This window comes from Arthrobacter sp. KBS0702 (assembly GCF_005937985.2).
In the GTDB taxonomy this organism is placed as follows: domain Bacteria; phylum Actinomycetota; class Actinomycetes; order Actinomycetales; family Micrococcaceae; genus Arthrobacter.
Map to the genome: position 1 here is coordinate 789,745 of NZ_CP042172.1, position 23,351 is coordinate 813,095.

General features: G+C 68.3%; 22 protein-coding genes. 11 read left to right on the forward strand and 11 right to left on the reverse strand.

The genetic code is table 11. The features are described from left to right. Positions 1-24 precede the first annotated feature (24 nt). From FFF93_RS03705 to FFF93_RS03715, 3 genes are all read right to left on the reverse strand, one after another. Positions 25-930 (reverse strand): SDR family oxidoreductase, encoded by a 906-nt coding sequence (locus tag FFF93_RS03705; RefSeq protein WP_138770107.1) that lies wholly within the window; start codon positions 928-930, stop codon positions 25-27. Between the two features lie 51 nt (positions 931-981). Further along, a complete protein-coding gene (locus tag FFF93_RS03710) occupies positions 982-1,851 on the reverse strand; it encodes a nuclease-related domain-containing protein (protein WP_138770106.1) in 870 nt (289 codons plus the stop codon). A 222-nt stretch (positions 1,852-2,073) separates the two neighbouring features. After that, positions 2,074-2,979, reverse strand: a complete 906-nt coding sequence (locus tag FFF93_RS03715) for an MSMEG_6728 family protein (protein WP_138770105.1) — start codon at positions 2,977-2,979, stop codon at positions 2,074-2,076. A 145-nt stretch (positions 2,980-3,124) separates the two neighbouring features. Between FFF93_RS03715 and FFF93_RS03720 the strand changes: the two genes are divergently transcribed. Next, entirely contained in the window at positions 3,125-3,697 is a 573-nt protein-coding gene (locus tag FFF93_RS03720; RefSeq protein ID WP_261375277.1) for a hypothetical protein, read from the forward strand. Positions 3,698-3,709: 12 nt separating this feature from the next. On the opposite strand, the gene uvrA is transcribed toward FFF93_RS03720, so the two are convergent. Further along, positions 3,710-6,295: an excinuclease ABC subunit UvrA gene (gene uvrA, locus FFF93_RS03725; RefSeq protein WP_138770104.1), complete on the reverse strand. Its 2,586-nt coding sequence runs from the start codon at positions 6,293-6,295 to the stop codon at positions 3,710-3,712. A gap of 65 nt (positions 6,296-6,360) precedes the next feature. Here uvrA and FFF93_RS03730 point away from each other — a divergent pair, with 65 nt between their 5' ends. Continuing rightward, the gene (locus tag FFF93_RS03730; protein ID WP_261375278.1) at positions 6,361-7,461 is read left to right on the forward strand and encodes an adenosine deaminase; all 1,101 of its coding nucleotides are present in this window, start codon (positions 6,361-6,363) and stop codon (positions 7,459-7,461) included. Between the two features lie 75 nt (positions 7,462-7,536). On the opposite strand, the gene FFF93_RS03735 is transcribed toward FFF93_RS03730, so the two are convergent. Continuing rightward, the gene (locus tag FFF93_RS03735; protein WP_138770103.1) at positions 7,537-8,511 is read right to left on the reverse strand and encodes an aldo/keto reductase; all 975 of its coding nucleotides are present in this window, start codon (positions 8,509-8,511) and stop codon (positions 7,537-7,539) included. A 71-nt stretch (positions 8,512-8,582) separates the two neighbouring features. Further along, on the reverse strand, positions 8,583-9,023 hold the full coding sequence (locus tag FFF93_RS03740; protein ID WP_138770102.1) for a DUF2177 family protein: 441 nt from the start codon (positions 9,021-9,023) through the stop codon (positions 8,583-8,585). Between the two features lie 156 nt (positions 9,024-9,179). Here FFF93_RS03740 and FFF93_RS03745 point away from each other — a divergent pair, with 156 nt between their 5' ends. The 3 genes from FFF93_RS03745 to FFF93_RS03755 all read left to right on the forward strand — a co-directional run bounded on the left by FFF93_RS03745 (position 9,180) and on the right by FFF93_RS03755 (position 11,991). Next, a complete protein-coding gene (locus tag FFF93_RS03745) occupies positions 9,180-10,046 on the forward strand; it encodes a DUF1295 domain-containing protein (RefSeq protein WP_138770101.1) in 867 nt (288 codons plus the stop codon). A gap of 123 nt (positions 10,047-10,169) precedes the next feature. After that, complete coding sequence (locus FFF93_RS03750; RefSeq protein WP_138770100.1) at positions 10,170-11,048, forward strand: glycosidase; 879 nt, start codon at positions 10,170-10,172, stop codon at positions 11,046-11,048. Positions 11,049-11,193: 145 nt separating this feature from the next. Continuing rightward, on the forward strand, positions 11,194-11,991 hold the full coding sequence (locus tag FFF93_RS03755) for an alpha/beta fold hydrolase (RefSeq protein WP_138770099.1): 798 nt from the start codon (positions 11,194-11,196) through the stop codon (positions 11,989-11,991). Between the two features lie 321 nt (positions 11,992-12,312). Here the strand turns inward: FFF93_RS03755 and FFF93_RS03765 are convergent, their stop codons facing one another. Beyond that, complete coding sequence (locus FFF93_RS03765) at positions 12,313-13,524, reverse strand: mechanosensitive ion channel family protein (RefSeq protein WP_138770098.1); 1,212 nt, start codon at positions 13,522-13,524, stop codon at positions 12,313-12,315. Positions 13,525-13,735: 211 nt separating this feature from the next. On the opposite strand from FFF93_RS03765, the gene FFF93_RS03770 reads away from it, so the two are divergent. Both FFF93_RS03770 and FFF93_RS03775 read left to right on the forward strand, forming a co-directional pair. Beyond that, positions 13,736-14,491: a hypothetical protein gene (locus FFF93_RS03770; RefSeq protein ID WP_138770097.1), complete on the forward strand. Its 756-nt coding sequence runs from the start codon at positions 13,736-13,738 to the stop codon at positions 14,489-14,491. Between the two features lie 9 nt (positions 14,492-14,500). Continuing rightward, positions 14,501-15,232 carry a hypothetical protein gene (locus FFF93_RS03775; RefSeq protein WP_138770564.1) on the forward strand — a complete coding sequence of 244 codons (732 nt, stop codon included), beginning with the start codon at positions 14,501-14,503 and terminating at the stop codon, positions 15,230-15,232. Between the two features lie 54 nt (positions 15,233-15,286). Here FFF93_RS03775 and FFF93_RS17190 read toward each other — a convergent pair whose 3' ends face one another. Then, positions 15,287-15,553 carry a YegP family protein gene (locus FFF93_RS17190; RefSeq protein ID WP_138770096.1) on the reverse strand — a complete coding sequence of 89 codons (267 nt, stop codon included), beginning with the start codon at positions 15,551-15,553 and terminating at the stop codon, positions 15,287-15,289. Positions 15,554-15,709: 156 nt separating this feature from the next. Between FFF93_RS17190 and FFF93_RS03785 the strand changes: the two genes are divergently transcribed. Continuing rightward, complete coding sequence (locus tag FFF93_RS03785) at positions 15,710-16,027, forward strand: acylphosphatase (protein ID WP_138770095.1); 318 nt, start codon at positions 15,710-15,712, stop codon at positions 16,025-16,027. Between the two features lie 7 nt (positions 16,028-16,034). Here FFF93_RS03785 and FFF93_RS03790 read toward each other — a convergent pair whose 3' ends face one another. Further along, entirely contained in the window at positions 16,035-17,789 is a 1,755-nt protein-coding gene (locus tag FFF93_RS03790) for an ATP-dependent DNA helicase RecQ (RefSeq protein ID WP_138770094.1), read from the reverse strand. A gap of 155 nt (positions 17,790-17,944) precedes the next feature. Here FFF93_RS03790 and FFF93_RS03795 point away from each other — a divergent pair, with 155 nt between their 5' ends. From FFF93_RS03795 to FFF93_RS03805, 3 genes are all read left to right on the forward strand, one after another. Next, entirely contained in the window at positions 17,945-18,289 is a 345-nt protein-coding gene (locus FFF93_RS03795) for a cupin domain-containing protein (RefSeq protein WP_138770093.1), read from the forward strand. A 101-nt stretch (positions 18,290-18,390) separates the two neighbouring features. Beyond that, positions 18,391-19,755 (forward strand): MFS transporter, encoded by a 1,365-nt coding sequence (locus FFF93_RS03800; protein ID WP_138770092.1) that lies wholly within the window; start codon positions 18,391-18,393, stop codon positions 19,753-19,755. Positions 19,756-19,956: 201 nt separating this feature from the next. Continuing rightward, positions 19,957-21,864, forward strand: coding sequence for an FAD-binding monooxygenase (locus FFF93_RS03805; protein ID WP_138770091.1), 1,908 nt, complete (start codon positions 19,957-19,959; stop codon positions 21,862-21,864). Positions 21,865-21,923: 59 nt separating this feature from the next. Here the strand turns inward: FFF93_RS03805 and FFF93_RS17020 are convergent, their stop codons facing one another. Continuing rightward, a complete protein-coding gene (locus FFF93_RS17020) occupies positions 21,924-22,358 on the reverse strand; it encodes a hypothetical protein (protein ID WP_222424680.1) in 435 nt (144 codons plus the stop codon). 43 nt (positions 22,359-22,401) lie between these two features. Continuing rightward, on the reverse strand, positions 22,402-23,328 hold the full coding sequence (locus FFF93_RS03810) for an Ltp family lipoprotein (RefSeq protein ID WP_138770090.1): 927 nt from the start codon (positions 23,326-23,328) through the stop codon (positions 22,402-22,404). Positions 23,329-23,351 lie beyond the last annotated feature (23 nt).

Genomic DNA, 23,351 nt, shown 5'->3' on the forward strand with positions numbered 1-23,351 from the left:
TCGTGGTTTGCGGTCGTCGGTACGTCAGGGATGCCGCACGCCGACGCCCGCCAGGATGGCTCGGTAGCCCTCGCGGAAGCTCGGATACTCAAACTCGAAGCCGATGCCCCGCAGGAGCGCGTTGCTGACCCGTTTGTTCCCGCCCCGCGACGGCTCGCCGCCGCCCGAGGCGCCGCCGGCTCCGGTCTCGGTGCTCGACGCCGGCTCCGCCGGTGCGGGCTCCGGCAGCCCCAGTTCGGCGGCGAGGAAGCGCAACACCACACCAAGTTCGGCCGGTTCGTTATCCACTCCCAGGTACAAGGGCGCCGGCTCGGCATCCATCGTGCACAGCTGGACGATCGCGGCGGCGGCATCGTCGCGATGGATGCGGTTGGTAAAGCGGGACTCCGCCGGGACGGTGGCCCTCCCGCCGCGTACCTGCTCGATCAGCCGGGCCCGGCCCGGCCCGTAAATGCCGCCCAGACGCAACACCACAGGCGCCACGCCTGTGCCGCGCAGGCGGCTGTAGAGCAGTTCCTCGGCCTCGCGGATGATGCGGCCGGAGAATCCGCCGGGATTCGGCGTCGTTGTCTCGTCCACCCAGCCGCCGTCGGCGTCACCGTACACCGCGGTGGAGGAAACGAACAGCACCCGGCGGACCGGTGCCCCGGAGGACGCCACGGCGTCGAGCACGTGCGCCAGGCCGTCCACGTAGGCGGCCCGGTACGCCTCCTCGGTGGGGGAATCAGCCGCAATGGCGACGACGACGGCGGTGGTGTCCGCCGGGACCGGCGGCAGTTCGCCGCGGCTCAGGTCAGCCGCGGCGCCCTCGATGGCCGGCGGCAGCTTCTCCGGCGAGCGTCGCCAGCCCACCACGCGGTGGCCGGCCGCGGCAAAGCGCAGGCCGGCCTCGGTTCCCAAGTCGCCGCAACCGGCCAGCAGTACAGTCATACCCGCCAGTCTGCCAGCAAACGGGACACAGCGTGGCGAGCGGGGAAACCGCTAACGAGCCGGCACTGTCTGGGTGATAGCAGGGGAGGGCCGGGGAGACGACGGAACCGCCGGCCGGTAACTGGAGAAAACGTTGATCAACATGGACGCCACGACTATCAAGAAGACAATCTGCACTAGCGCCAGGACGCAGCTCGGCCGCTTCTTCCGGCCGCGGGTTCTGCGGCTTTTGGCGGCCGGGGCAGGCCGCGACCGCCATTGCCGAAGGGTCTCAGAGGCAGCATCTCCCCGTTGGATCTGTCCGGCGGTGAACTGCGCCGTGGTGAGGAGCCGGGGACTGGTGGTTCCACCGAGTAGTTGTTGCAAATGACCATGGATCGTGGGAACCAACGCCGGATCCAGAACGGCGGGCAGGCTGGCGATGGCCCGGGTAAGCGTGTTCAGACCCTCGATCCTTATGCGGCTGGTTGTCGTGCCGCGGAGCTCCGGTTGGCCTACCAGGCAGATCCACCCTTGAACAAGTCGCCGGTGGTTCGGCTCCAGAAGCGCCGCAACGGCCGAGGCTTGCTGGAGTACACCTTCAATTTCAGGGTCCCTGCTGTATCCGTTTTGCCGGAGGTTGCCCTCCCAGAGGCGGACCTCACCACTCCAGTGTTTGGCATCCACAATCACGATTCCGCCAGGGCCGACGAGAACGTGGTCCAGGTTGGCTTTCGGCCGTCCCGGCCAGTGAACGTCGTGAAGGGCCAGCCAGCCGTAGGGTTCGAGCGCCAGCAATTTCTCGGCAACCATTGCTTCGCCGGCCGCGCCCGCAGCCCAGGCGTGGACATTGCGCTCCGCGCGTTCCAACTCCCGGCGCAGTCGCGTGACGCGTTCTGCGGCTAGGCGAGACTGTTCGGCAGCTCCGTCTCCTGCGGCCATGACTTCCCCCAAGTAGCTCTGGCGTGGCACCGTCGCACCGGAGTGGTGAGGCGGTGGCTGTCACCCTATGCCAAAGAGGGTCGCTTGCCCAGAGTTTGGGAAGTAGCCGCCGGAGGGGGTGCGGTGGGCAGTGGCGCCCCGCTCGCGGGTTTCGTTCGGGCTCGACGTTTGGAAACGTCGACGGCGGACGGAACCATCGAGCCGGGGAGGCGCCCGCCCCGGCTACCGCGCAGCGATGGGGAAGAAGACCCGCGGATCCTGCAGGAGTGCCGGGTAGTCGAAGTCCCGGCGCGCAACGATCTCGTTGACCTGGAAGTTGCGTGCAAACACGCCGTCGACCGTGATCGGACGGCCCTGGACCTCACCGACGGCGAAGGACTGGCCGCCGTCGAACGGGATGGCCACCACGGACTTCCCCGGCAGGGTGGTGAAGGCCTCCTCCTGCGCCTGGCGCTTGCGGGTGGGCTTCTTCACGAGCGGCTTGGCCGGGCGCTTGCGGGCGTTCTTGTCCGGCCGGCGCGACCCATTGTCCGCGTAGACGAACTCGTAGTCGTCATCGCCGGCGGCGGGAGCGGCGGAGCCGCGGACCGGCGGCAGGCTGATGGTGGCCAGGCGTTGCGGGTCGGTGTCGCCCAGCGGCAGGCGGAGGACCCACATGCGGTCGCCGGCGGGGTCTTCCGGCAGCAGTTCGTGCTTGGGCTCGGGCCAGACGTACTCCAGGTCCGGGTCCGTGCCCGGGAACACCTCGGTGTAGAACTTCGGGTCCTTGGCCAGCAGCCGGGAGCGGTGGCTGAGGTGGAAGTCCGGGTTCCCCAGCCAGTACGGCATAGGGATCTTGGCGGCGTAGTCCGGGTGGGCCGCCTGCGGCGCGAACTCCATGATCTTGTCGCGGGTGGTGTCTTCGCCGCCGCGGGCGGTCCACTCGTCCACCATGGCCAGGCCGTACATCGTCAGCGCCGGCACGTGGCCCATCCACATCCGGACAGCCGGGTGGGACTGCCAGCCGTACTCGGGAATCACCAGCGCGCGCAGCATTTGCAGCGCTTCGACGCGCTGCTTGCCGAGCCGCGCGGGATCAAGGGCCGCTGCGCTCTGCTGGAAATCGGGGAAGGGGAGGAAAGTCTGCATCTCTCCAGTTTGGGGCCACAGGGCCACATCACCAATTGCTGGGCGTCCCAGGTGAGCGTGTTCACATCGCGGATACGTACAGACAGTTCCCAGACCGGGGATCTATCATTTACGGCAACCACCCCAGCCGCACGGAAGACCCGCCATGACCCCTAAATCAACGGCGCCCTTTGCGCCAAAGTACGGACAAATGCTCGGCCCGGAAGCCAACGGAATCCTGGTCCTTGAGGAATTCACCCTTGACCCGGCCGAGGCCCGCAAGGAACAGCACGGATTCCGCGCCGCCCTCGCCTCGGTCGCCCTGACCATGCGCCGCCTGCTCGCGTTCCGGCTCCTCATCGCCCTCGTCGCCATCGCTAACCTGCCGCTCTTCCTGCTCTCCAGCGGCTGGGAAATCTATGCGATCTCGCTCGCCGTCGTGGTGGCCGTCCACGCGGCCGTGTCCTGGCTCAACCGGCACGAACCGCGGCTGCGCCAGCGCCGGCTGCTCGAGCTGCACCTGCACCGCGAACGCAGCGCCAACTACCGCAAGGTCCGCGACGCGGTGAAGTACGTCATCGACACCCCGGCCCGGATGAACGAACAGCTCTACCTGGAACTCCTCGCCGCCAAGCGCGTCGCCCTGCACCTCGCCCAGGGCACCGTGGCCCTGCTGGACACCAGCGACGACGCCGCGTGGAAGGTCCGCATCATCCGCGAACTGCCCAAAACCGTCTGACGCGTTCCGGCTTCAGCCCTTCAGGACCGCCCCGAGATACGGGGCGGTCCTGCTTTTTTTGGAGCGCGCGACGACGGCTGGCTCACCGACGGCGATGATCTTGCCGCCGGCGTCGCCCCCGGCGGGTCCCAGGTCGATCACCCAGTCGGCGGCGGCCACCACGTCCATCTCGTGTTCCACCACAACCACCGTGTTCCCGGCGTCGACGAGGCGGTGCAGCTGCGCCATCAGGAGTTCGACGTCGGCCGGGTGCAGCCCGGTGGTGGGCTCGTCCAGCAGGTAGAGCGAGTGGCCGCGCTGGGTACGCTGCAGTTCGGTGGCGAGCTTGATGCGCTGGGCCTCGCCGCCGGAGAGCTCGGTGGCGGGCTGGCCCAGCCGGAGGTAGCCCAGACCGACTTCCCGCAGCGTCTGCAAGGCCCGCGCGGCGGCGGGGACGTCGGTCAGGAACTCCACGGCCGCGTTGACGGTCATGCCCAACACTTCCGCGATGTTCTTGCCGCGATAGGTGACCTCGAGGGTTTCCGGGTTGTAGCGCGAGCCGTGGCATTCCGGGCACGGGCCGTAGCTGCCGGGCAGGAAGAGCAGCTCGACGGCCACAAAGCCCTCGCCCTGGCAGGTTTCGCAGCGCCCGCCGGCCACGTTGAAGGAGAAGCGTCCGGCGCCGAAGCCCCGGGCCTTAGCCTCGTCCGTGGCCGCGAATTCCTTGCGGACGGCGTCGAACAGCCCGGTGTACGTGGCGAGGTTGGAGCGTGGGGTCCGGCCGATCGGTTTCTGGTCCACCTTCACCAGCCGGTCGATCTGCTCCAGCCCGGTCACGGGGCCGACGGTCAGCGGGGCGCTGGGCTCCCCGGCGTCTTCGGCAAGGTCCTCCGTCGCCGCCGCGGCATCCGCGTCGGGGTGCAGCCACGTGCCGGCCACCTCGGCGAGGACCTGGCTGACGAGCGTCGACTTGCCGGAGCCCGAGACGCCGGTGACGGCGGTCAGCACGCCGAGCGGGAAATCGGCGTCGAGGTTTTGCAGGTTGTGGCGGCTGATGTCGCGCAGCTCGAGCCACCCGGCCGCCTCCCGGCGGGCCTTGGAGCGGCGGGCGGGCGGGCCGCCGTCGTCCGACTTCTTGCCGGCCGCATCCTTCTTGCCGGCAGCATCCGGGAACAGGTACGGCCGGGTGACGGAGGCTTCCACCTGTGCGAGGCCGGCCACCGGGCCGCTGTAGAGGACCTCGCCGCCACCCTCGCCGGCGCGCGGGCCAACGTCCACCAGCCAGTCGGCGCGGCGCACCACGTCCATGTTGTGCTCCACGACAAACACGGAGTTGCCGGAAGATTTCAGCTGGTCCAGGACCGCGAGGAGGGGTTCGGCGTCGGCCGGGTGCAACCCCGCGGAAGGCTCGTCCAGCACGTAGATCACACCGAAGAGCCCCGAGCGCAGCTGGGTGGCGATCCGCAGGCGCTGCATTTCGCCGGGGGAGAGCGTGGGCGTGGAGCGGCCCAGCGCCAGGTAGCCCAGGCCCAAATCCAGCAGCACGGTGACTCGCTGCAGCAGGTCGCGGGTGATGGCGACGGCCACCTCATTGGCCTCGCCCGAGGACTGCTTGCGGGACGCGGTCCCCGCAGAAGTGAGCTCGGTGGTCGGGCGGATGATCGCAGCGAGTTCGGTCATCGGCACGGCGTTGAGTTCGGCGATGGTCTTGCCCGCGAACGTCACGGCAAGGGCCTCGGGCCGGAGCCCGCTGCCGCCGCAGCGCGGACACGGGCCAGTTTCCATAAAGCGCAGCACCTTCTCGCGCATGGTGGTGCTCTTCGAGTCCGCGAGGGTGTGCAGGACGTAGCTGCGGGCACTCCAAAACCGGCCCTTGTACGGCTTGGCCACCCGGTCGCGCTGCGGCGTCACCTCCACCACGGGTTGCTCCTCGGTGAAGAGGATCCAGTCGCGGTCCTTTTTGGGCAGCTTCCGCCAGGGGGTGTCGACGTCGTATCCCAGGTGGGTGAGGATGTCGCGAAGGTTCTTGCCCTGCCACGCGCCAGGCCAGGCGGCGATCGCGCCGTCGCGGATGCTCAGTGAGGTATCCGGGACCAGCGAGGTTTCGGTGACCGTGTGCGCGATGCCCAGGCCGTGGCACTCCGGGCAGGCGCCGGCGGCGGTGTTGGGGGAGAAGGCGTCCGAGTCCAGCGGCGCGGCGCCGTCGGGGTAGCTGCCGGCGCGGGAGAAAAGCATCCGCAGCGAGTTGGACAGCGTGGTGACCGTGCCCACGGTGGAGCGGGAGCTGGGGGTGCCGCGGCGCTGCTGCAGCGCGACGGCGGGCGGCAGCCCGGTGATCAGCTCCACCTTGGGATTATGGCCTTGTTGGATCAGCCGCCGGGCGTAGGGCGCGACGGATTCGAAGTAGCGGCGCTGGGCCTCGGCGTAGATGGTGCCGAAGGCCAGCGAGGACTTGCCGGAACCGGAGACGCCGGTGAAGGCGACGATCGCGTCGCGGGGCACGTCCACGTCCACGTTGCGCAGGTTGTTCTCCCGGGCGCCGCGGACCCGGACGAAGCCATCCGTGGGGTGGTCCGGCGCCAGGCCGGCAAGATCGGAAGCCTGCTGATTACTATGCATCTGTTCGACTCTATCCGCCCTTGCCCCCGGCGGCATATTGCTCCCGGCAGGCATATCCTTACCGAATGGAAACTTACGACGGCGGCGCCCAGGCGCCGCAGGCAGATCAGGAGGCAGAGCAGGAGGCTGGGCCACAGACTGAAGGGGTCCCCGAATTCGCCGAAATCCCCGAAGGGGTCCACGCGGCGCTGCCGGTCGCGGAGCTGCACCTGCACATCGAGGGCACGCTGGAGCCGGAGCTGATCTTCGCGCTCGCGGAACGCAACGGAATCACGCTGCCCTACGCGGACCTAGAGGAGCTGCGCGTCCGGTACGAGTTCACGGACCTGCAGTCGTTCCTGGATTTGTACTACGCCAACATGGCCGTGCTGCAGACCGAGCAGGACTTCGCCGACATGACCCGCGCGTACCTGGCCCGCGCCGCGGCAGCGGGGGTTCGGCATGCCGAGATCATGCTCGACCCGCAGGCGCACCTGTCCCGCGGGGTGTCGCTGGAGACCTGCGTGAACGGTGTGGCCTCGGTGCTGGCCAGCTCGCAGCAGGAGTTCGGCATGTCCACCCTGCTGATTGCCGCGTTCCTGCGCGACCAGTCCGAGGAATCGGCGCTCGCCGTGCTGGAGCAGCTCCTCGCCATGGACGCACCGATCGCTGGCATCGGGCTCGACTCGGCCGAGGTGGGCAACCCGCCGTCGAAGTTCGAGCGGCTCTTCGCCCGGGCCAAGGACGCCGGGCTGCGGCGGATCGCGCACGCCGGCGAGGAGGGCCCGCCGTCGTACATCATCGAGGCGCTGGACCTGCTGGAAGTGGAGCGGATCGACCACGGAATCCGCTGCATGGAGGACCCCGAGCTGGTGGAACGCCTGGTCCACGAGCTGATGCCGCTGACCGTCTGCCCGCTCTCCAACGTCCGGCTCCGCGCCGTGGACACGTTGGCCGAGCACCCGCTGCCGGGCATGCTGGCGGCGGGGCTCAACGTGAGCGTGAACTCGGACGACCCGGCCTACTTCGGCGGGTACGTGGACGACAACTTCGCCCAGCTCAAGTCCGTGATTGGGCTCTCCGAGTTCGACTGTGTGCGCCTCGCAGCCAACTCCATCCGGTCCTCCTTCGCCAGCGAGGAACGCAAGACGGAACTGCTGGCCGAACTGGCCGCCTCCGGACGCTAACCCCGCAGTTGCCCTATCACTTATGGCTGCTAAGACGGGCGAATAGGAACCATAAGTGATAGGGCAACCGGGCGCTTAGACGTCGATGCTGTCCATGTGCGGGTAGCGCGCGCCCGCTGCGACGCCGGCCGGAGCCAGCTCATCGAGCCGGGCCAGGTCGTCCGCGGAGAGTTCGACGTCGACGGCGCCCAGGTTCTCGCGCAGCCGTTCGCGCTTCTTGGTCCCGGGGATCGGCACGATGTGCTCGCCCTGGGCCAGCAGCCAGGCGAGGGCCAGCTGCGCCGGGGTGCAGCCCTTCTCGGTGGCGAGTTCCGTGACCCGGTCCACGAGTTCGAGGTTCCGGGTGAAGTTCTCGCCCTGGAAACGCGGCGAGTGGCGCCGGAAGTCGTCCGCCGAGAAGTCCTCCTCGCTGCGCAGCTGGCCGGTGAGGAAGCCGCGGCCCAGCGGGCTGTAGGGGACGAAGCCGATGCCGAGTTCGGCCAGGACCGGGAAAATCTTGGTCTCCGGCTCGCGCTCCCACAGAGAGTATTCGGTCTGCAGGGCGGTGATGGGGTGCACGGCGTGTGCACGGCGCACCGTGTCGGCGCTGGCCTCGGAGAGGCCAAGGTGCTTGACCTTGCCGGCCTGGACCAGCTCGGCCATGGCGCCTACGGTCTCCTCGATCGGCACGGTCTTGTCCACCCGGTGCTGGTAGTACAGGTCGATGTGGTCGACGCCCAGGCGCTGCAGGCTCGCGTCGCACGCCGCGCGGACGTACTCGGGCTTGCCGTTGATGCCCACCCACGAGCCGTCCTCGCGGCGTTCGTTGCCGAACTTGGTGGCCAGCACGACGTCGTCGCGGCGGCCGGCGATGGCACCGCCCACGAGCTTTTCATTGGTGAACGGGCCGTACATGTCGGCGGTGTCCAGCAGGGTTCCGCCGGCGTCGAGGAAGGCCTGGATGGTGGCGACGGACTCCCGCTCGTCGCCTTGGCCGTAGAACTCGCTCATGCCCATGCAGCCGAGCCCGAGGGCGGAGACGGTGAGCGAGCCGAGGGTGCGTGTTTCCATGGGAATCTCCTGAACAGAGGGGGATGGAGTGCCGCGCGGCGTCCGCGAAGGGCGGCGGCGATCAACCCACTCTAGTCAGCTTGCTTGCCGCGGGCAACGGGTTTGCCCAGCCGCATCAGCAGAGCCGTGAGCGCGGTGACGACGCTGCAGACCGCGGCTCCCCAGGCGATGTCCGTCACGGCCACCACTGCAGGGAAGTCCTTGAGGATGGCGAATGCTGTCAGGGCCCAGGTGGCGTAGGTGAAGAAGCCGAACAGGGCCGCCCCGGCCACCCGGCTCGTGAGCGTGGCTTTGGGATCGTTGGGCCTGATGCCGTAGTGCACGATGCCCACGACGTAGACGAGGTAGAACAGGACAGCGCCCAGGACGTTGAAGCTGGCCGGGAGCAGGTGGCCGATCTGGCTGCGGTACAGGTTGTTCGCTACGGTGCTGATCCAGAGCGCGTCGATGCCGGCGAAGATGATGCCGGCCACCGCGTAGGCGAGCAGCCACTTCTTGGTGGGACCGGTCATGGTGGCTCCTCGTGTCGGCAGGGTGCGGGCGTCCCCGAAGTATAGGCGCCGGCCAGTCAGGGCTGCGTTTCTCGGTTAGTGATCAATACTGATGGTGGCGGAGAAGCCCCGCCACCCGCGCCAGAGGTTGGCGATGCCTGTGAAAGGAACATCCTGATGAAAGACGCGGAGCGCAAGGCCCTCGCCGCCATCCCAGTGGTCGTTGTGATTGGGGCGCTGTTGGCGGCCGCCGGCAGCCAAGGTGGCGCCGTTGCGGGCGGGATCCCGGTCTTCGCACTGGCCGTCGGGGCCGCCTTCCTGATCCAGTGGCTGGCGTTCGTTCCGGCGTATCTGGCGCAGACGGAGAAGTTTTTCGACCTCACCGGCTCCCTGAGCTACATTGCTGTCACCCTGCTGCTGGTGCTCGTGACCCCGGGGATCGATGCTCGGGGATTGCTGCTCGCGGGTTTGGTGCTGGTCTGGGCGGCCCGGCTGGGTACGTTCCTGTTCCGTCGGATCAGCCGGGCCGGCAAGGACGACCGTTTTGATGAGATCAAACCGTCCTTTGTCCGCTTCCTCAGCGTGTGGACCATGCAGGGCATCTGGATTGCCTTTACCGCGGCCGCCGCGTGGGTGGCCATGACGTCCGCGAACCGGGTCGCGTTGGACGGCTTCGCTGTAGCCGGCCTCCTCGTGTGGGTGGCGGGCTTCGGCTGCGAGGTTCTTGCTGACTCCCAGAAGTCCCGCTTCAGCGCCGATCCCGCCAACAAAGGGAAGTTCATTTCGACAGGGTTGTGGGCGAAGTCCCGGCACCCGAATTACTTTGGCGAAATCCTGCTCTGGGTCGGCGTCGCGATCATTGCCTTGCCTACACTGCAGGGCTGGCAGTGGGTTGCCCTCATCTCCCCGGTGTTTGTCGCCCTGCTGATCACCAAGGTCAGCGGGGTACCGCATCTCGAAAAAAAGGCCGACACTAAGTGGGGCGGCCAGGCCGACTACGAGGCGTACAAAAAGAACACCCCGGTCCTGATCCCCCGGATCTAGCCGCACAGCGGCACTCCGGCCCGTCACAGTGGGTCATGACACACAGAGTTAACCTCGTCCGGTCGCGGAACCCGGCGAAGCTTGGCAAAATGCAGGTGGATCAATTGCTGCTAAAGGAGACCCATGGGCGCGAACGCTGCGGAAAACACGAACCTTCGGCTTAAGGCTGTGCTGGACGTCCTGACCGAGGGGGTGTGGTCGGGCGAGAAGCTGAACGCCGGCGTCGTGCTGGGCGAGGCGATCGCGCGGGTGCCGCTGAACGACCACGAGCGCGAACTGCTCAGCGGCGGCATCCCCCGCGGCCACAAGGCACTCACCAGCGCCACGGCCAAGCTGGTCAAGGCCGGCTGGCTGGTCAAGGGCCGCTCGGGCTGGACGATCACCGAGGACGGCCAGCGCGCCACGGTCGCCTTCGCGGATCCCGCTGCTTTCACTGCAGCGCTCGACGCCGGCACCCCGGTTCCGGCCGACACCCCGCTGCCGTCCGCCCCGGCCGGAAAGCCGGCGCGCAAGACTGCACCGAAGACTGCGCCAAAGGCCGTCAAGGTTGCGGAAAAGGTCGCAGAGAAGGTGGCCGACACGGCGACCAAGCTGGTAGAAGAAGCCGTCGCCCCGGTCGCCAAGGCGGTCCGGAAGCGCAAGGCAACAGACGAGGCGCCCGCAGAAACGGCCGCCGAGACGCAGGCCGCGGCACCCGCCATCGAACAGCCGGCAGCGGTTGCCGTCGCCGGTGATTTCAACGTCCTGCTGGGCGCACCCGCAAACTGGGCGCCGCAGTACGACGAGTCCCAGATGCAGCTGGACGAGGTAGACCAGCTCTGGAAGCTCGCTGCGGACCTGCCGGCCGGTTCGTACAGCTTCAAGATCGCGATCAACCGCTCCTGGGACGAGAACTACGGTGCCTTCGGGGTCTTCGACGGCGCCAACCACGAGGTGCACCACCGCGGCGGCATGCTGGTCATCCGGTACGACCACCGCACCCGGGACATCGTCTTCGGCTAGGCATCAACAGGAAATCGTCCTGCAGACGCGCAAAAGAGCCCGCGACACCCCGAATTCGGGTGTCGCGGGCTCTTTCTCGCGTCGAGGGCGTATTTGCGCATCCTGAACCTGCCGGAGGGGGTGCGAATCGACCTAACATTGCGTCATGGACACCGTCGAGGTTGCGGGTCTGCGAATCCGGTACCGGCGTTCGGGCGTGGGGCCGCCGCTGGTCCTGCTGCACGGCGCTTACGAAGATAGCCGCATCTGGAGACGCCAGTTCGACGCGCTATCCGATGCCTTCACGGTCTTGGCCTGGGACGCCCCGGGGTGCGGCGGCTCTGACGATCCGCCTCCTGGCTTCACCGCAAGGGACTTGGGCGAAGCCCTGGCCGGGTTCCTCCGGGAAGCGGTACCGGGCAAGCCGCACCTCCTTGGGTTCTCCATGGGCTCCGGCATCGCCCTGGAACTCTACCGGGCACACCGGTCCGTCCCCGCGTCGCTGCTGCTGGTTTCGGCCTACGCCGGCTGGGCGGGATCCCTGCCGCCCGAGGAAGTGGAGCGCCGCTATGCCCAGGTGCTGGCCGAACTCGAGCGGCCGCCGGAACAATTCATCCCCGAGTGGCTGCCAACGCTCTTCACCGACCGGGCAGCTCCTGCGGTTGTGCAAGAAACCAGCGCCATCATGGCGGACTTTCATCCGTCGGGAATGCGGGCCCTGTTGAACGCGAGCGCCCATGCCGACTACCGCGATCTCCTGCCGACCATCGTGGTGCCAACGCTGCTCCTGTACGGTGCCGAGGACGTGCGCGCGCCACAGAGCGTGGCGCGCGAGATGCACCGGCAGATCCCCGGCTCGAAGCTCGTCATCATCCCCGACGCCGGGCACATGGCGGCGCTCGAGGCACCGGAAGCCTTCAACGCCGAGGTGCGCCGGTTCCTGCACGGCGTCACCGAAGGTTAACGCCGGCTAGAACCGTGTGGGGTCCGGGCTGGGCGGAACGGGCGGCGGCGGGACCGGTCCGGGATCCGGGATCGGCAGCGGGCCAGGCGTGGGCGCCGGGCCCGGCGTCGGACTCGGCCCCGGCGCGGGGATCGGCGGCGGCGGTGTGGGCCCCGGGTCCGGCGGGAACGGATCGCCCGGCTGCGGCTCCGGTGACGTCGGCCCGGGTTCGGGCGGGAAAGGATCGGGCTCGCGTGGCGGCGGGATGGTCATGGCACCGATTATCGACCCGCGACACCCGAGAGGGAAGACGGAGAGGGAAGACTGGCGGGAAGAGCGGGCCTAGTTCTGCGCCGCCACCGACTTGTCCCGGTCCTCGAAGACGTCCTCGCCGGGGCCGGAGAACGCGCGGGAGCGTTGCACGGCCTCGACCGAGCCGGTGAACAGCTGGGAATCGTGCGGATCGGACGGAAGCCGCGATGCGGTCCCCTCGGACGCGGCGAGTTTTCCCGGACGCTTGGCTGCAGGCTGCGTGGAGGCTGCGGCGGAAGGCAGCGATTCGAGCCGGACGTGCGGCAACGCCGTCGGGAATTCCTGCTGCAGGAACAGCACCAGCTCTTCGCGGATCAAGCAGCGCAGGTCAAAGAGCGAGGCGCTATCCCCGGCGCTGACCAGGATGCGGACCCGGACAAAGCCCGCCGTGGCGTCGGTGATCTGCAGGATGCCCACACGTTCGTCCCAGAGATCGGTGGTGGCCAGGACCCGCTTCAGCTCGGCCCGCATGGCTTCCACCGGGGCGCGCCAGTCGAGGTCGAACTCCACCGTGCCCATCACCTCGGACTGACGCCTCGTCCAGTTCTCGAAGGGGGTGGTGGTGAAGTAGGTGGAGGGCAGGATCAGCCGGCGGTCGTCCCAGATGTGGACCACCACGTAGGTCAGGGTGATCTCCTCGATCCGCCCCCACTCCTTCTGGACCACCACGACGTCGTCCACCCGGATGGCATCAGTGAACGCGAGCTGGAGGCCGGCGAAGACGTTGACCAGTGAGGTCTGCGCGGCCAGGCCGGCCACAATCGAGATCACCCCGGCGGAGGCCAACAGCCCGGCGCCGAGGGCCTGGATGGCGGGGAACGTCAGCATAATGCTGCCCAGCGCCACGATGGCGATCAGCGCCACGCCGATCCGCCGGGCCATGATCACCTGGGTGCGGAGCCGCCGGGCACGCCGGTTGTCCGCCACATCCACCCGGTAGCGCGTCAGGATGATGGTTTCGATGACCAGCAGGACTGCAATCGCCAGCCACGCCACGGATCCGATCAGCGCGATCACCAGACCATGGTCCACGTTGCGGCGCCACTCCGCGTCGGCGGTGGTCGTGGCCAGCGCGATCCGTACGCCGATCAGGCAGAGTGCGAAGCGCAACGGAAGACGCGCCTCCCGCGAGGTCTCCCTGAGGGCCTCCTGCTTGCGGTTGAGCCGGAGGACCACTCGGCGCACCAGCCACGAGGCTACGAGCCCGGCGGCCACGGCCAGGGCCACGGCGAGGAAGGGCATGGCCGAAGATAAGAAGTCTTGCATCTTTTAAGGTCTAGCAAGCTTCGCGAATCAACTGAAATCGGTGGAAAGTCAAGGTGGGTCTGGTCACGCCGGCGCCGCGGGGCCGGATCGCGCGCAACCGGCGGCCGATTAGGGACCTACGGCCCTGTATTCCGCGGCGGAAACCCCGAGAATTGTGCAACCACTTGCATCTCCGGGGGAGGGTGACATGCGTCGCACCGCATCATTGGCCACTGTAGGTTCTGCCGCATGCTTCGCCGTGGTCTTGCTGGCCGGATGCGGGTCGCCCGCCGCGGCCCCCGCCACCGGTTCGTCCCCGGCACCGACCCCGTCAGTAACGTCTTCAGCGTCGCCGACGTCGGCGAGCGCCTCGCCGACCGCCGCGTCACAGTCTCCGGCGTCCACCGCTCCGGCGTCCACCGCCCCGGCGGGCTGGAAATCGTTTACCACCGGGGATGGCACGCTGACCTTCAATTACCCGGAGAAGTGGACCATCAATGATGCCGCCCCGGGGGCCAGCGGCGCGGCCGTGGATGTGCTCACCGACTACGGCAAGACGATTGCCTCCCTGCGCACCGGGGTGGTCACGGGGGCGCAGTGCACGGACAAAATGCCGTTCATGCAATATGACACGGCCCCGGTGCCGGCCCTGGCCCAGAACGGGACGGCCCCGCGCTTCGTGTTCGAGGCCCGGACCGACAGGGCGGCGAGCGACCCCGCGAAAGCGACCATGTTTGCCTACGGCCTGACCTCAGAGCCGGAACCCACCGGCACCGAGGCCTGCCCCATGACGCACTTCTTCAACTGGCCACCCAGCGGCGCCACGTTTGGCGGCGTCTATGACCCGTTCGACACCACGCCGGGCGGCCCCATGCATGTGGACAGTCCCGAGGCGTACAAGGACACCACCGAGTACCAATGGGCCAAACAGATGATCATGTCCCTGCGGCCGGCAGGAAAGTAGCTTCAGGTGATGCGGGCCCGGGTGGTGGCCGCCGCCCTCGGATTGGTCGTGCTGCTGGGCGGCTGCGGCGTCCCGGCAGCCTCGCCGGAAGGTACGACGGCGCCCGGATCACCGACCGCGGGCATTCCGGCCGCCAGCACCCCGGCTCCGGGCTCGGTGACGCCATCGACCGTGACGCCGTCGGGCTGGCAGACCTTCACGACCTCGGACGGGCTGTCCTTCGACTACCCGCCGGACTGGACCGCCCGGGACCCGGGCGGCAAGCTGGGCGGGGCGTTCGTTGATGTCACCAACGCGGACGGGAAGCCGATGGCCCAGCTGCGCACCAACATCGTCACCGGCGCGGAATGCGGAGGGCAGTATCCCTACCAGGTCTACGATTCCCAGCCGCTCCAGGCCCTGATGGAACCGGGCACCGCGGACCGGGCTGCGCCGCGCTATGTCTTCGAGTCCCGCGGTGACGGCACCGACCCGGGCCCCACCCAGACCACCACGGCCGGGTACGGGATCACGATGATGCCGGAGGAGGCCGGGGCGCTGGCCTGCCCGATGTTCCACCTGTTCCTGTGGCCGCCCAGCGGGGCGCTCTTCGGCGCGAGCTACGACCCGGCGAACAATGCCACTCCGGGCGATGCCGCACTGCCGTACCTGGAGAAGGCGAAGCTGTACAAAGACACGGCGGAGTACCGGCAACTCCGGACCATGATCACCTCGCTGCGGCCGGCGAACGCCGCGGGCTAACGACGCCGCCCGGCCGGACCACTGGTCCAACCGGGCGGGAGCCTCAAACGATGCTTACACGGCAGGGAGGTGCCGCCGCCGGAGCGTGGGGCGGTGCTGCGCCTGGCTGCTCTTGGTCCAGGTGGTGCCGCCCCAGGGGGTGGAATGCGTTTCCCGGATCAAACCGGTGCCGGCGCACTCACGCACCGCCATGATGCCGTCCGCCGCGGAACGCTTGTCCTCGAAGGCTTTTGAGACAGCGAGCACTGTGCCGTCCGCCCCCAGCAGTCGGAACCGGACGTTCGATTCTGCGTCGGTGAAGATCTCGAATTGTCCTGCCATTGTCTTTTCCTTTCAGGCGTTCCGGCGGGCGACGCGGGGTGTCCGCAGTACGCACAGTGCCGGAGGTCTCACTCCACACTCCTTGGGCCGGGACGGCCTTGAAAGGGGCGAAAGTCCCGGATGTGGGCAGTGCCGGACCGGGACTACATTGGAGGCATGGCTGAATTCCCTGATGGTTCCGGCGCGGCGGACACCGGCACGGCGGTGCGGCTCACGGCCCGGGTTGAGGGCATGGTGCAGGCCGTGGGCTTCCGGTACTGGACGGTACGCAAGGCCGAGGAGCTGTCGTTGCGCGGCACCGTCCGGAACAACAACGACGGCACGGTCGCCGTCGTTGTGGAGGGCCCGCAGGCGGTGGTGCTGCAGTTCCGGAGCTGGCTGCGCTCGCCGGAAGCGCCCGGGCGGGTGGACCACGTGGACGAAAGGATCACCCCCGCCACCGGGGCGTTCAGCAACTTCCGGGTGGTCTACTGAGCGCGGCTCAAACCGTTGGCCGCGAGGTGAGCAGGCCGCTCGCCAGCACCGCCTTCGGGGACAGGGTTTTATAGCCCTCCCGCTCGAACAGTACTGTGATCAGCCCGTCGTCGTGCCGCATCACCAGGCCCGGGCCCCAGAGCGCGTGCTCCACCGCGGAGTTCAGCGGGAACGCCTCGGCGTCGGCGGAGGACGCACCGGCAGGGGCGCCGGCGTCGTCGGCCGGACGGTCCGCCGCTCCGCTTCCCGCCGAGCCGTCCGCGCAGTTGTCGCAGTTCCCGCACGGGGCGGGGAGGTCCTCGCCGAAATAGCCCAGCAGGAACTGGCGCCGGCAGCGGTGCGTCTCGGCATAGCTGCGCATCATGGCGATGCGGGACTTGTCCACCCGTTCCCGTGCCGCGGCGAGGGCGACGGCGCGTTCCACCAGTTGCGCGGGATCGGCGCCGGGCTCCAGGCGCATCCCGCCGTCCGCCGCGGTGACGCCGCCGGTGTCCTGCAGCTGGTTCAGCAGGCCGGTGAGCCGGCGCGGCGGGTAACCCGTGGCCGCGGCCAGCGCAGCCGGCGCCATGGTGCCACCGGCGTGGCGCAGGACGGCGAGGACGGCCAGCAGCCCGGGCTCGTCCGGCCGGTGGGTGGCGAAGTAGCGGCGCAGGCCCAGGTCCTCGGACCGGTAGTGCAGCACTGCCTGGGCGGGCAGGCCGTCGCGTCCGGCCCGGCCGATCTGCTGGTAGTAGCTGTCCAGCGACTCCGGGATGTCTGCGTGCAGCACGAACCGGACATCCGGCTTGTCGATCCCCATGCCGAACGCGGTGGTGGCCAGCACGGCGTCGAGTCCGCCGGCGAGGAACTGCCGGTGGACCTCTTCGCGTTCCGCCGGCGTTCGGCCCGCGTGGTACGCGGCAGCCCGCAGTCCCTTCTGCGTCAGCTTCGCGGCGTATTTCTCGGTGTCCTTGCGCTTGGCGGCGTAGATCAGGCCTGGGCCGTTCAGTTCGCCGGCCAGCGCGGCCACCTGGCGCACCACCGCGCGGCGCTTCTCCTTGTCCTCGTGGTGCCGGACGACGTCGAGGCTGATGTTGGGGCGGTCGAAGCCGCGGACCAGGACCAGGGGATCCGTCAGCTTCAGGCGGTCCAGGATTTCCTCGCGGACCGGGGGAGCGGCGGTGGCGGTGAGGGCCGCCGTCGTCGGATGGCCTAGCCGTTCGCGGACCTCGCCGAGCCGGAGGTAGTCGGGCCGGAAGTCGTGGCCCCAGGTGGAGACGCAGTGCGCCTCGTCCACCACGAACAAGGCGATGTTGAGGGCGGCGATCCGGTCCACTGTGCTGGGTTTCGCCAGCTGTTCCGGGGCAAGGAACAGGAACACGGCGTCGCCGCGCTCTGCGGCCTGCCAGGCCCGCTCCTGCTCTGCGGGGCTGTGCGAGGAATTGACGGCGACGGCGTGGTCCTGGCCGAGCGCGCCCGCCAGCCCGTCCAGCTGGTCCTCCTGCAGGGAGATCAGCGGGGAAACGACGACGGTGGGCCGCTTCAGCTGGCGGTGCAGGAGCAGGGCGGGGACCTGGTAGAGGGCCGACTTCCCGTAGCCGGTGGGCATCACCGCGAGGACGTCCCGTCCCGCGGCGAGGGCAGCCATCCCGGCGAGCTGACCGTCGCGGAGTTCGGGCAGCCCGAAGGCGACGGCGGCGAGGGCACGCAGGGCGTCGTCGGGCGCTGGGGAGTCAGGAACTGGGGAGTCCGGCGTTTCCTCGGCCGGGCCGGCGTGGCGCATACGGCGGCTCCCTTTGCGATTCCGTGGGCTCAGGCGGCCGGTTCCGGCCGCTGCCTTCAGGGTAGGCCAGGCGGGGGTTACAAGAAACGCGTCGGCCGGCCGGTCGGGACAAATGGCCCTCGGCAGGGGTCTTGGCGGTAGGTAGGGTGGCGCGCATGCAGAAGATATCGATCGAAGCGCTGGCACGTCAGCAGGTCACCGCGGCGCTCGCGGCCGGTAGCGGGCGGGCCGCCGACACCGTCTACGGCGGCCACGAGAAGGTTCTCCGCCAGACCGTGATGGCGTTCAAGGCGGGGACCCAGTTGAGCGAGCACCAGAATCCGGGGGAGGCGACCGTGTTTGTGCTCCGGGGCTGTGTCCGGCTGCAGGCCGGAAATGAATCGTGGCAGGGGAAGACCGGCGACCTGCTGATTGTCCCGGACGGCCTGCACAGCCTGATGGCGGAAGAGGATTCGGCCATCCTGATGACGGTGGCGAAGCGGGCGCCGGTCAATAACTGAGGCAGAAGCGGGCGCGAAAGCCTGCACTGTGTGACGCGCCAACCCGCCCGGGACGGCCCGTGGGTTCGATTCCGGCCGCCGCCGTAGGACAGACTGTTGCCGTGAGCAACTCTTCCCGGACCGGCGTCGCCATTGCAGGACTCAGCCTCGGCACGGCGCTGAACCCGCTGAACTCCTCAATGATCGCCGTCGCGCTGGTGGTCTTGCGCGCGGATTTCGCGCTCGACGTCGCCACTGTCACCTGGGTGGTCACGTCCTTCTATCTCACCTCTGCGGCCGGCCAGCCGCTGATGGGACGGCTGGCGGACCGGTTCGGCCCGCGCCGGCTGTTCCTGCTGGGCATGGCACTCGTGGCGGTGACCTGTGCCCTGGCCCCTTTCGCGCCGAACTTCGCGCTGCTCTGCGTGGCGCGCGCATTTATGGCCCTCGGAACCGCGACGGCGTATCCCAGCGCCGTGGTGATGGTGGCGGCGCTGGCGCGGCAGGCGAACGTCAGATCCACCAGGCCGCTGGGCCGGATCCAGATGGCGAACACCTCGGCGGCCGCCGTCGGGCCCGTGGTCGGCGGCCTGCTGGTGAGCCTGGTGGGCTGGGAGGCGCTGTTCCTGATCAACGTGCCGCTCGCGCTGGTGGCGATCTTTGTGGTCCGGCGGTTCGCCCCGGCGGACGTCAAGCGGGAACGTGGACGGGTGGCGGAACTGCTGCGGGACTCGGACCTGCCGGGCATCGGTGCGTTCATCGGCGCGCTGGTGCTGGTGATGATGGCGCTGCTCAACGTCTTGCCGGACTACCGGTGGTGGCTGCTGGGCGGCGGGCTGCTGCTCGCCGTGTTGTTCACCGTGCGGGAGCTGCGTTTTAGCCCGCCGTTCCTGGACCTGCGGCTGCTGGGGACCAACCGGCCGCTGCTGCTGGTGTATCTCGGCTTCGCGCTGTTCAACGGCGTTTACTACTTCGCGTTCTTCGGCCTGCCGCAGCTGCTGCAGACGGCCGGCGGGTACGACCCGGGCATCGTGGGCCTGCTGATGCTGCCGCTCGCCGCCATCTCCGTGGTCGGGACACCCTTCGCGGTCCGCGCCATCGACCGGTTCGGCGTGCGGCGGGTGCTGATCGCCGGCGTCGTACTGCTGATCGCGGCGTCGGGCACCATGTGGCTGCTGACCGCCTCGCTGGCCGCCCCGCTGGTGCTGGCGATGACGGCGCTGCTGGGCGTGCCGTACTGCGTGGTCAGTATCGCCTCGAGCCAGGGGATGTACCTGTCCACCCGGCTGGAGGAGCGCGGAGTGGCGGCCGGGATCTTCCAGACCTGCCGCTACCTCGGCGCGATCACGGCGACCGTGCTGATCGGCATCTTCTACGGCACCGGTGTGACCCAGGCGAACTGGGGGCTGATGGTGTTTGTCATGCTGGGCCTCGGCGCGGTGGTGTTCCTCGTGTCGCTGCTGTGGCGGGAGCACAGGACGGCATAGGCCGGCTCCTCGCCTCCCTCCACGCCCTTGATGCCTTGACTCGGTGGAAGGGCCGGGTCCAGTGTGAGCGGAACCACAGAAAAGTTGCCCGCACCCTCATGGGACGCCTATAGTCAAAGCAGTGGTTCGATAATAGAACAGGAAGTTCTATTATCGAACATCGCGGCGGCAGCCAGCCCTACAAAGAAGTGAGGACAGCCCGTGCATTTCCACCACCACGGTTACGTATCCGGGGACCCGCGGGTCCAGCCGGCCGCCGGCGTCGGCCTTGACCGGCCCGCCGAACTCCCCGACGTCGTCGACGTCCTCATTGTGGGCACCGGCCCCGCCGGCATGGTCGCGGCTGCCCAGCTCTCCCAGTTCCCCGACGTCACGACGCGCATCGTGGAGCGCCGGCCCGGCCGGCTCGCCATCGGCCAGGCGGACGGCATCCAAGCCCGGAGCGTGGAGACGTTCCAGGCCTTTGGCTTCGCCGAGCGGATCATCGCCGAGGCGTACCGCATCACCGAGATGGCGTTCTGGAAGCCGGACCCCAAAAACCCCTCACGCATCGTCCGCGCCGCCCGCACCCTGGACGACCCCGCCGGAATCAGCGAATTCCCGCACCTGATCGTCAACCAGGCCCGTGTCCTGGACTACTTCGCCGAGGTCATGGCCAACGCCCCCACCCGGATGACGCCGGACTACGGCTACGAATTCAAGGCCCTGGAAGTCGGCGAGGGGGAGTACCCGGTCACCGTGACGCTGGAGCACACGTCCGGCCCCGACGCCGGCCAGGAACGCACCGTCCGGGCCAAATACGTCGTGGGCGCGGATGGCGCCCGGAGCAAGGTGCGGGATTCGATCGGCTGCACCATGGCCGGCGACAAGGCCAACCACGCCTGGGGCGTGATGGACGTGCTCGCCAACACCGACTTCCCGGACATCCGCACCAAGTGCGCCATCACGTCCGGCGCGGGCGGCAGCATCCTGCTCATCCCGCGCGAGGGCGGCCACCTCTTCCGGATGTACGTGGACCTGGGTGTGGTCCCGGAGACCGACGCCGGCGCGGTGCGCAGCACCAGCATCGAGCAGATCATCGCCAAGGCCAACGCCATCGTCCACCCCTACACTCTCGACGTGCGCAACGTCGCCTGGCACAGCGTTTACGAGGTGGGCCACCGTCTCACCGACCGGTTCGACGACGTCCGCCCGGAGCAGCGCGGCACCCGCACCCCGCGGGTGTTCATCACCGGCGACGCCTGCCACACCCACAGCGCCAAGGCCGGGCAGGGCATGAACGTCTCCATGCAGGACGGCTTCAACATCGGCTGGAAGCTCGGGCACGTGCTGGAGGGCCGCAGCCCGGAGAGCCTGCTGGCCACCTACTCGGCCGAGCGGCAGGTTGTCGCAAAGAACCTCATCGACTTCGACAAGGAATGGTCGACGCTGATGGCCAAGAAGCCGGAGGAATTCGACAGCCCCTCCCAGCTGGAGGACTTCTACGTCAGCACGGCCGAATTCCCCGCCGGCTTTATGACCCAGTACGCCCCGTCCATGCTGATCGGCGAGGCCACGCACCAGGAGCTGGCCACCGGGTTCCCCATCGGGAAGCGTTTCAAGTCCGCGCCCGTGGTTCGGGTCTGCGACACCAATCCGCTGCACCTCGGCCACCAGGCCACGGCGGACGGCCGGTGGCGGATCTACGTCTTCGCGGACGGCGCGGCGGCCGGCGCACCGTCGCCCACCACGGAACTGGCCGACTGGCTGGCAACCGCGCCGGACTCGCCGCTGGCCGCCACCCCTGAGGGCCTGGACCGTGATGCGTGGTTCGACGTCAAAGTCATCTACCAGCAGGACCACACCAGCGTGGACATCAGCGCTGTACCGGCCGTGTTCAAGCCGCAGGTGGGCCCGTTCCAGCTGAACTACCTGGAGAAGGTCTATGCCGCGGATCCGCGGGCGGACATTTTTGAGCAGCGCGGCCTGGACCGCGGCGGCGTCATCGTGGTGGTGCGACCCGACCAGTATGTTGCCACCGTGCTGCCGCTGACGGCGACGGCGGAGCTCGCCGCGTTCTTCGCGGGGCTGGTGGGGGAGCGGGTGACCGGGCGGAGCGAGACCGAGTAGTTGTTTGCCACGACTGGTGCAGACCGCGCTGAGGGCAGCCATCTGCACCAGCCGAAAGGCTACTTGGTTACGTGAACGACAACGGCTTTGCTGACGGCCTGCTCGGCCCCCGGGTTATCGATCCCGGTCACTGTCCAGTTGCGCAGCAAGAGGACAGTCTTTCCTGTATCGGCGTTGTAGATAACGTTCTTGAACCCCAAAGCAGTCAGGTCGTCGTCGAGTGCCTGAGCGTTCATGCCTGGAACTACGGCTGGAATTACGGCCGTCTTGGGCGGAGCGGGCGCGGCGGGTACGGCTGCGGCAGGCGCTGCACTAACTGGAGCCGCGGCTTCTGCTGGCACGGTAGCGGTAGCCGTAGCCGTAGCCGTTGCGGTGGCCGTCTGCGTGACCGTGACGGTCTCGGTGATGGCCGGAGCAGCCTTGGGCGTATTAGCTCCTGCGCATCCTGACAAGGCAAGACACAGCAAGCCCGTCAGGGCTAGTTCTTTTTTCATTGTTCCCATTTTCTTTTGTTCAAGATTCCGTAGCGTCGAAGCGCTAGAGGCCGTTCTGACTCGTGCCGTACTCGGCCTGTTCCGGGGTGAAACCCTCGAAGATCAGTTGGTCTACCAGCCCACTGTGCGAGAAGGACGTCATTTCCAGGTAGCTCTTACCCTTCTTCGCTGCCTGCTGGTTCCAGTCGACCGTGACGTGGTCCACAGCCCACGTCGCGTCAGCGGTTGAGAACTTCTCGAACTCCAACTGCCCGATTAGGCCCGTGCGGGAGAAGCCCGCGAAACTGAGGTAGCTGCCAGCTTTCCGCAGAGCGTTCTGCTGGCTAACCGTCCCCTTCTTGGCAGCGGCTTCAGCCTCAGCCTTTGCCTTGGCCGCTGCATCGGCTTCTGCCTTGGCTTTGGCAGCAGCGGCCGCGGCATCAGCGTCCGCCTTGGCCTTAGCGTCCGCGTCCGCTTTGGCCTTGGCGGCCGCCGCGTCAGCGTCTGCCTTGGCCTTGGCGTCAGCATCGGCCTTTGCCTTTGCTGCGGCGGGGTCCAGTGTGGCGGTTTCGACAGGGACAGCAGCCGCGGTGGCCGCGGAGTTTTTCGTAGTGGAAACGGACGAGGCAGACACTGGGGAGGATGCGGCGCGCGCGGAGTTCACGACGATACTCAGGAGGATGAAAACGGCGGTGACGATCAGGGCAATCTTCTTGTGCTTGTCGTAACCCTCCAGCGGAAGCCCCTGCTTGTCGCGGGTCTTGTTTGCCAGCACCAGGATGAGGTCGATCAGGGCCCAGATGCCCAGACCGCCGATCGTGACAAGCTTGAGGATGCCGGTTCCGACCTTGCCCAGGTAGAAACGGTCTACGCCGAGAACACCGAGGAGGAGGGAAAGCAGCCATGTCACGAGGAATGATTTGTTGCTCTGCTGCGCCTTTCCGTAGCCGGCGACCGGCGGATAGGGGGCGAGGTTGGGGTATTGGCTCATGAGAGTCCTTTCATAGGACACCT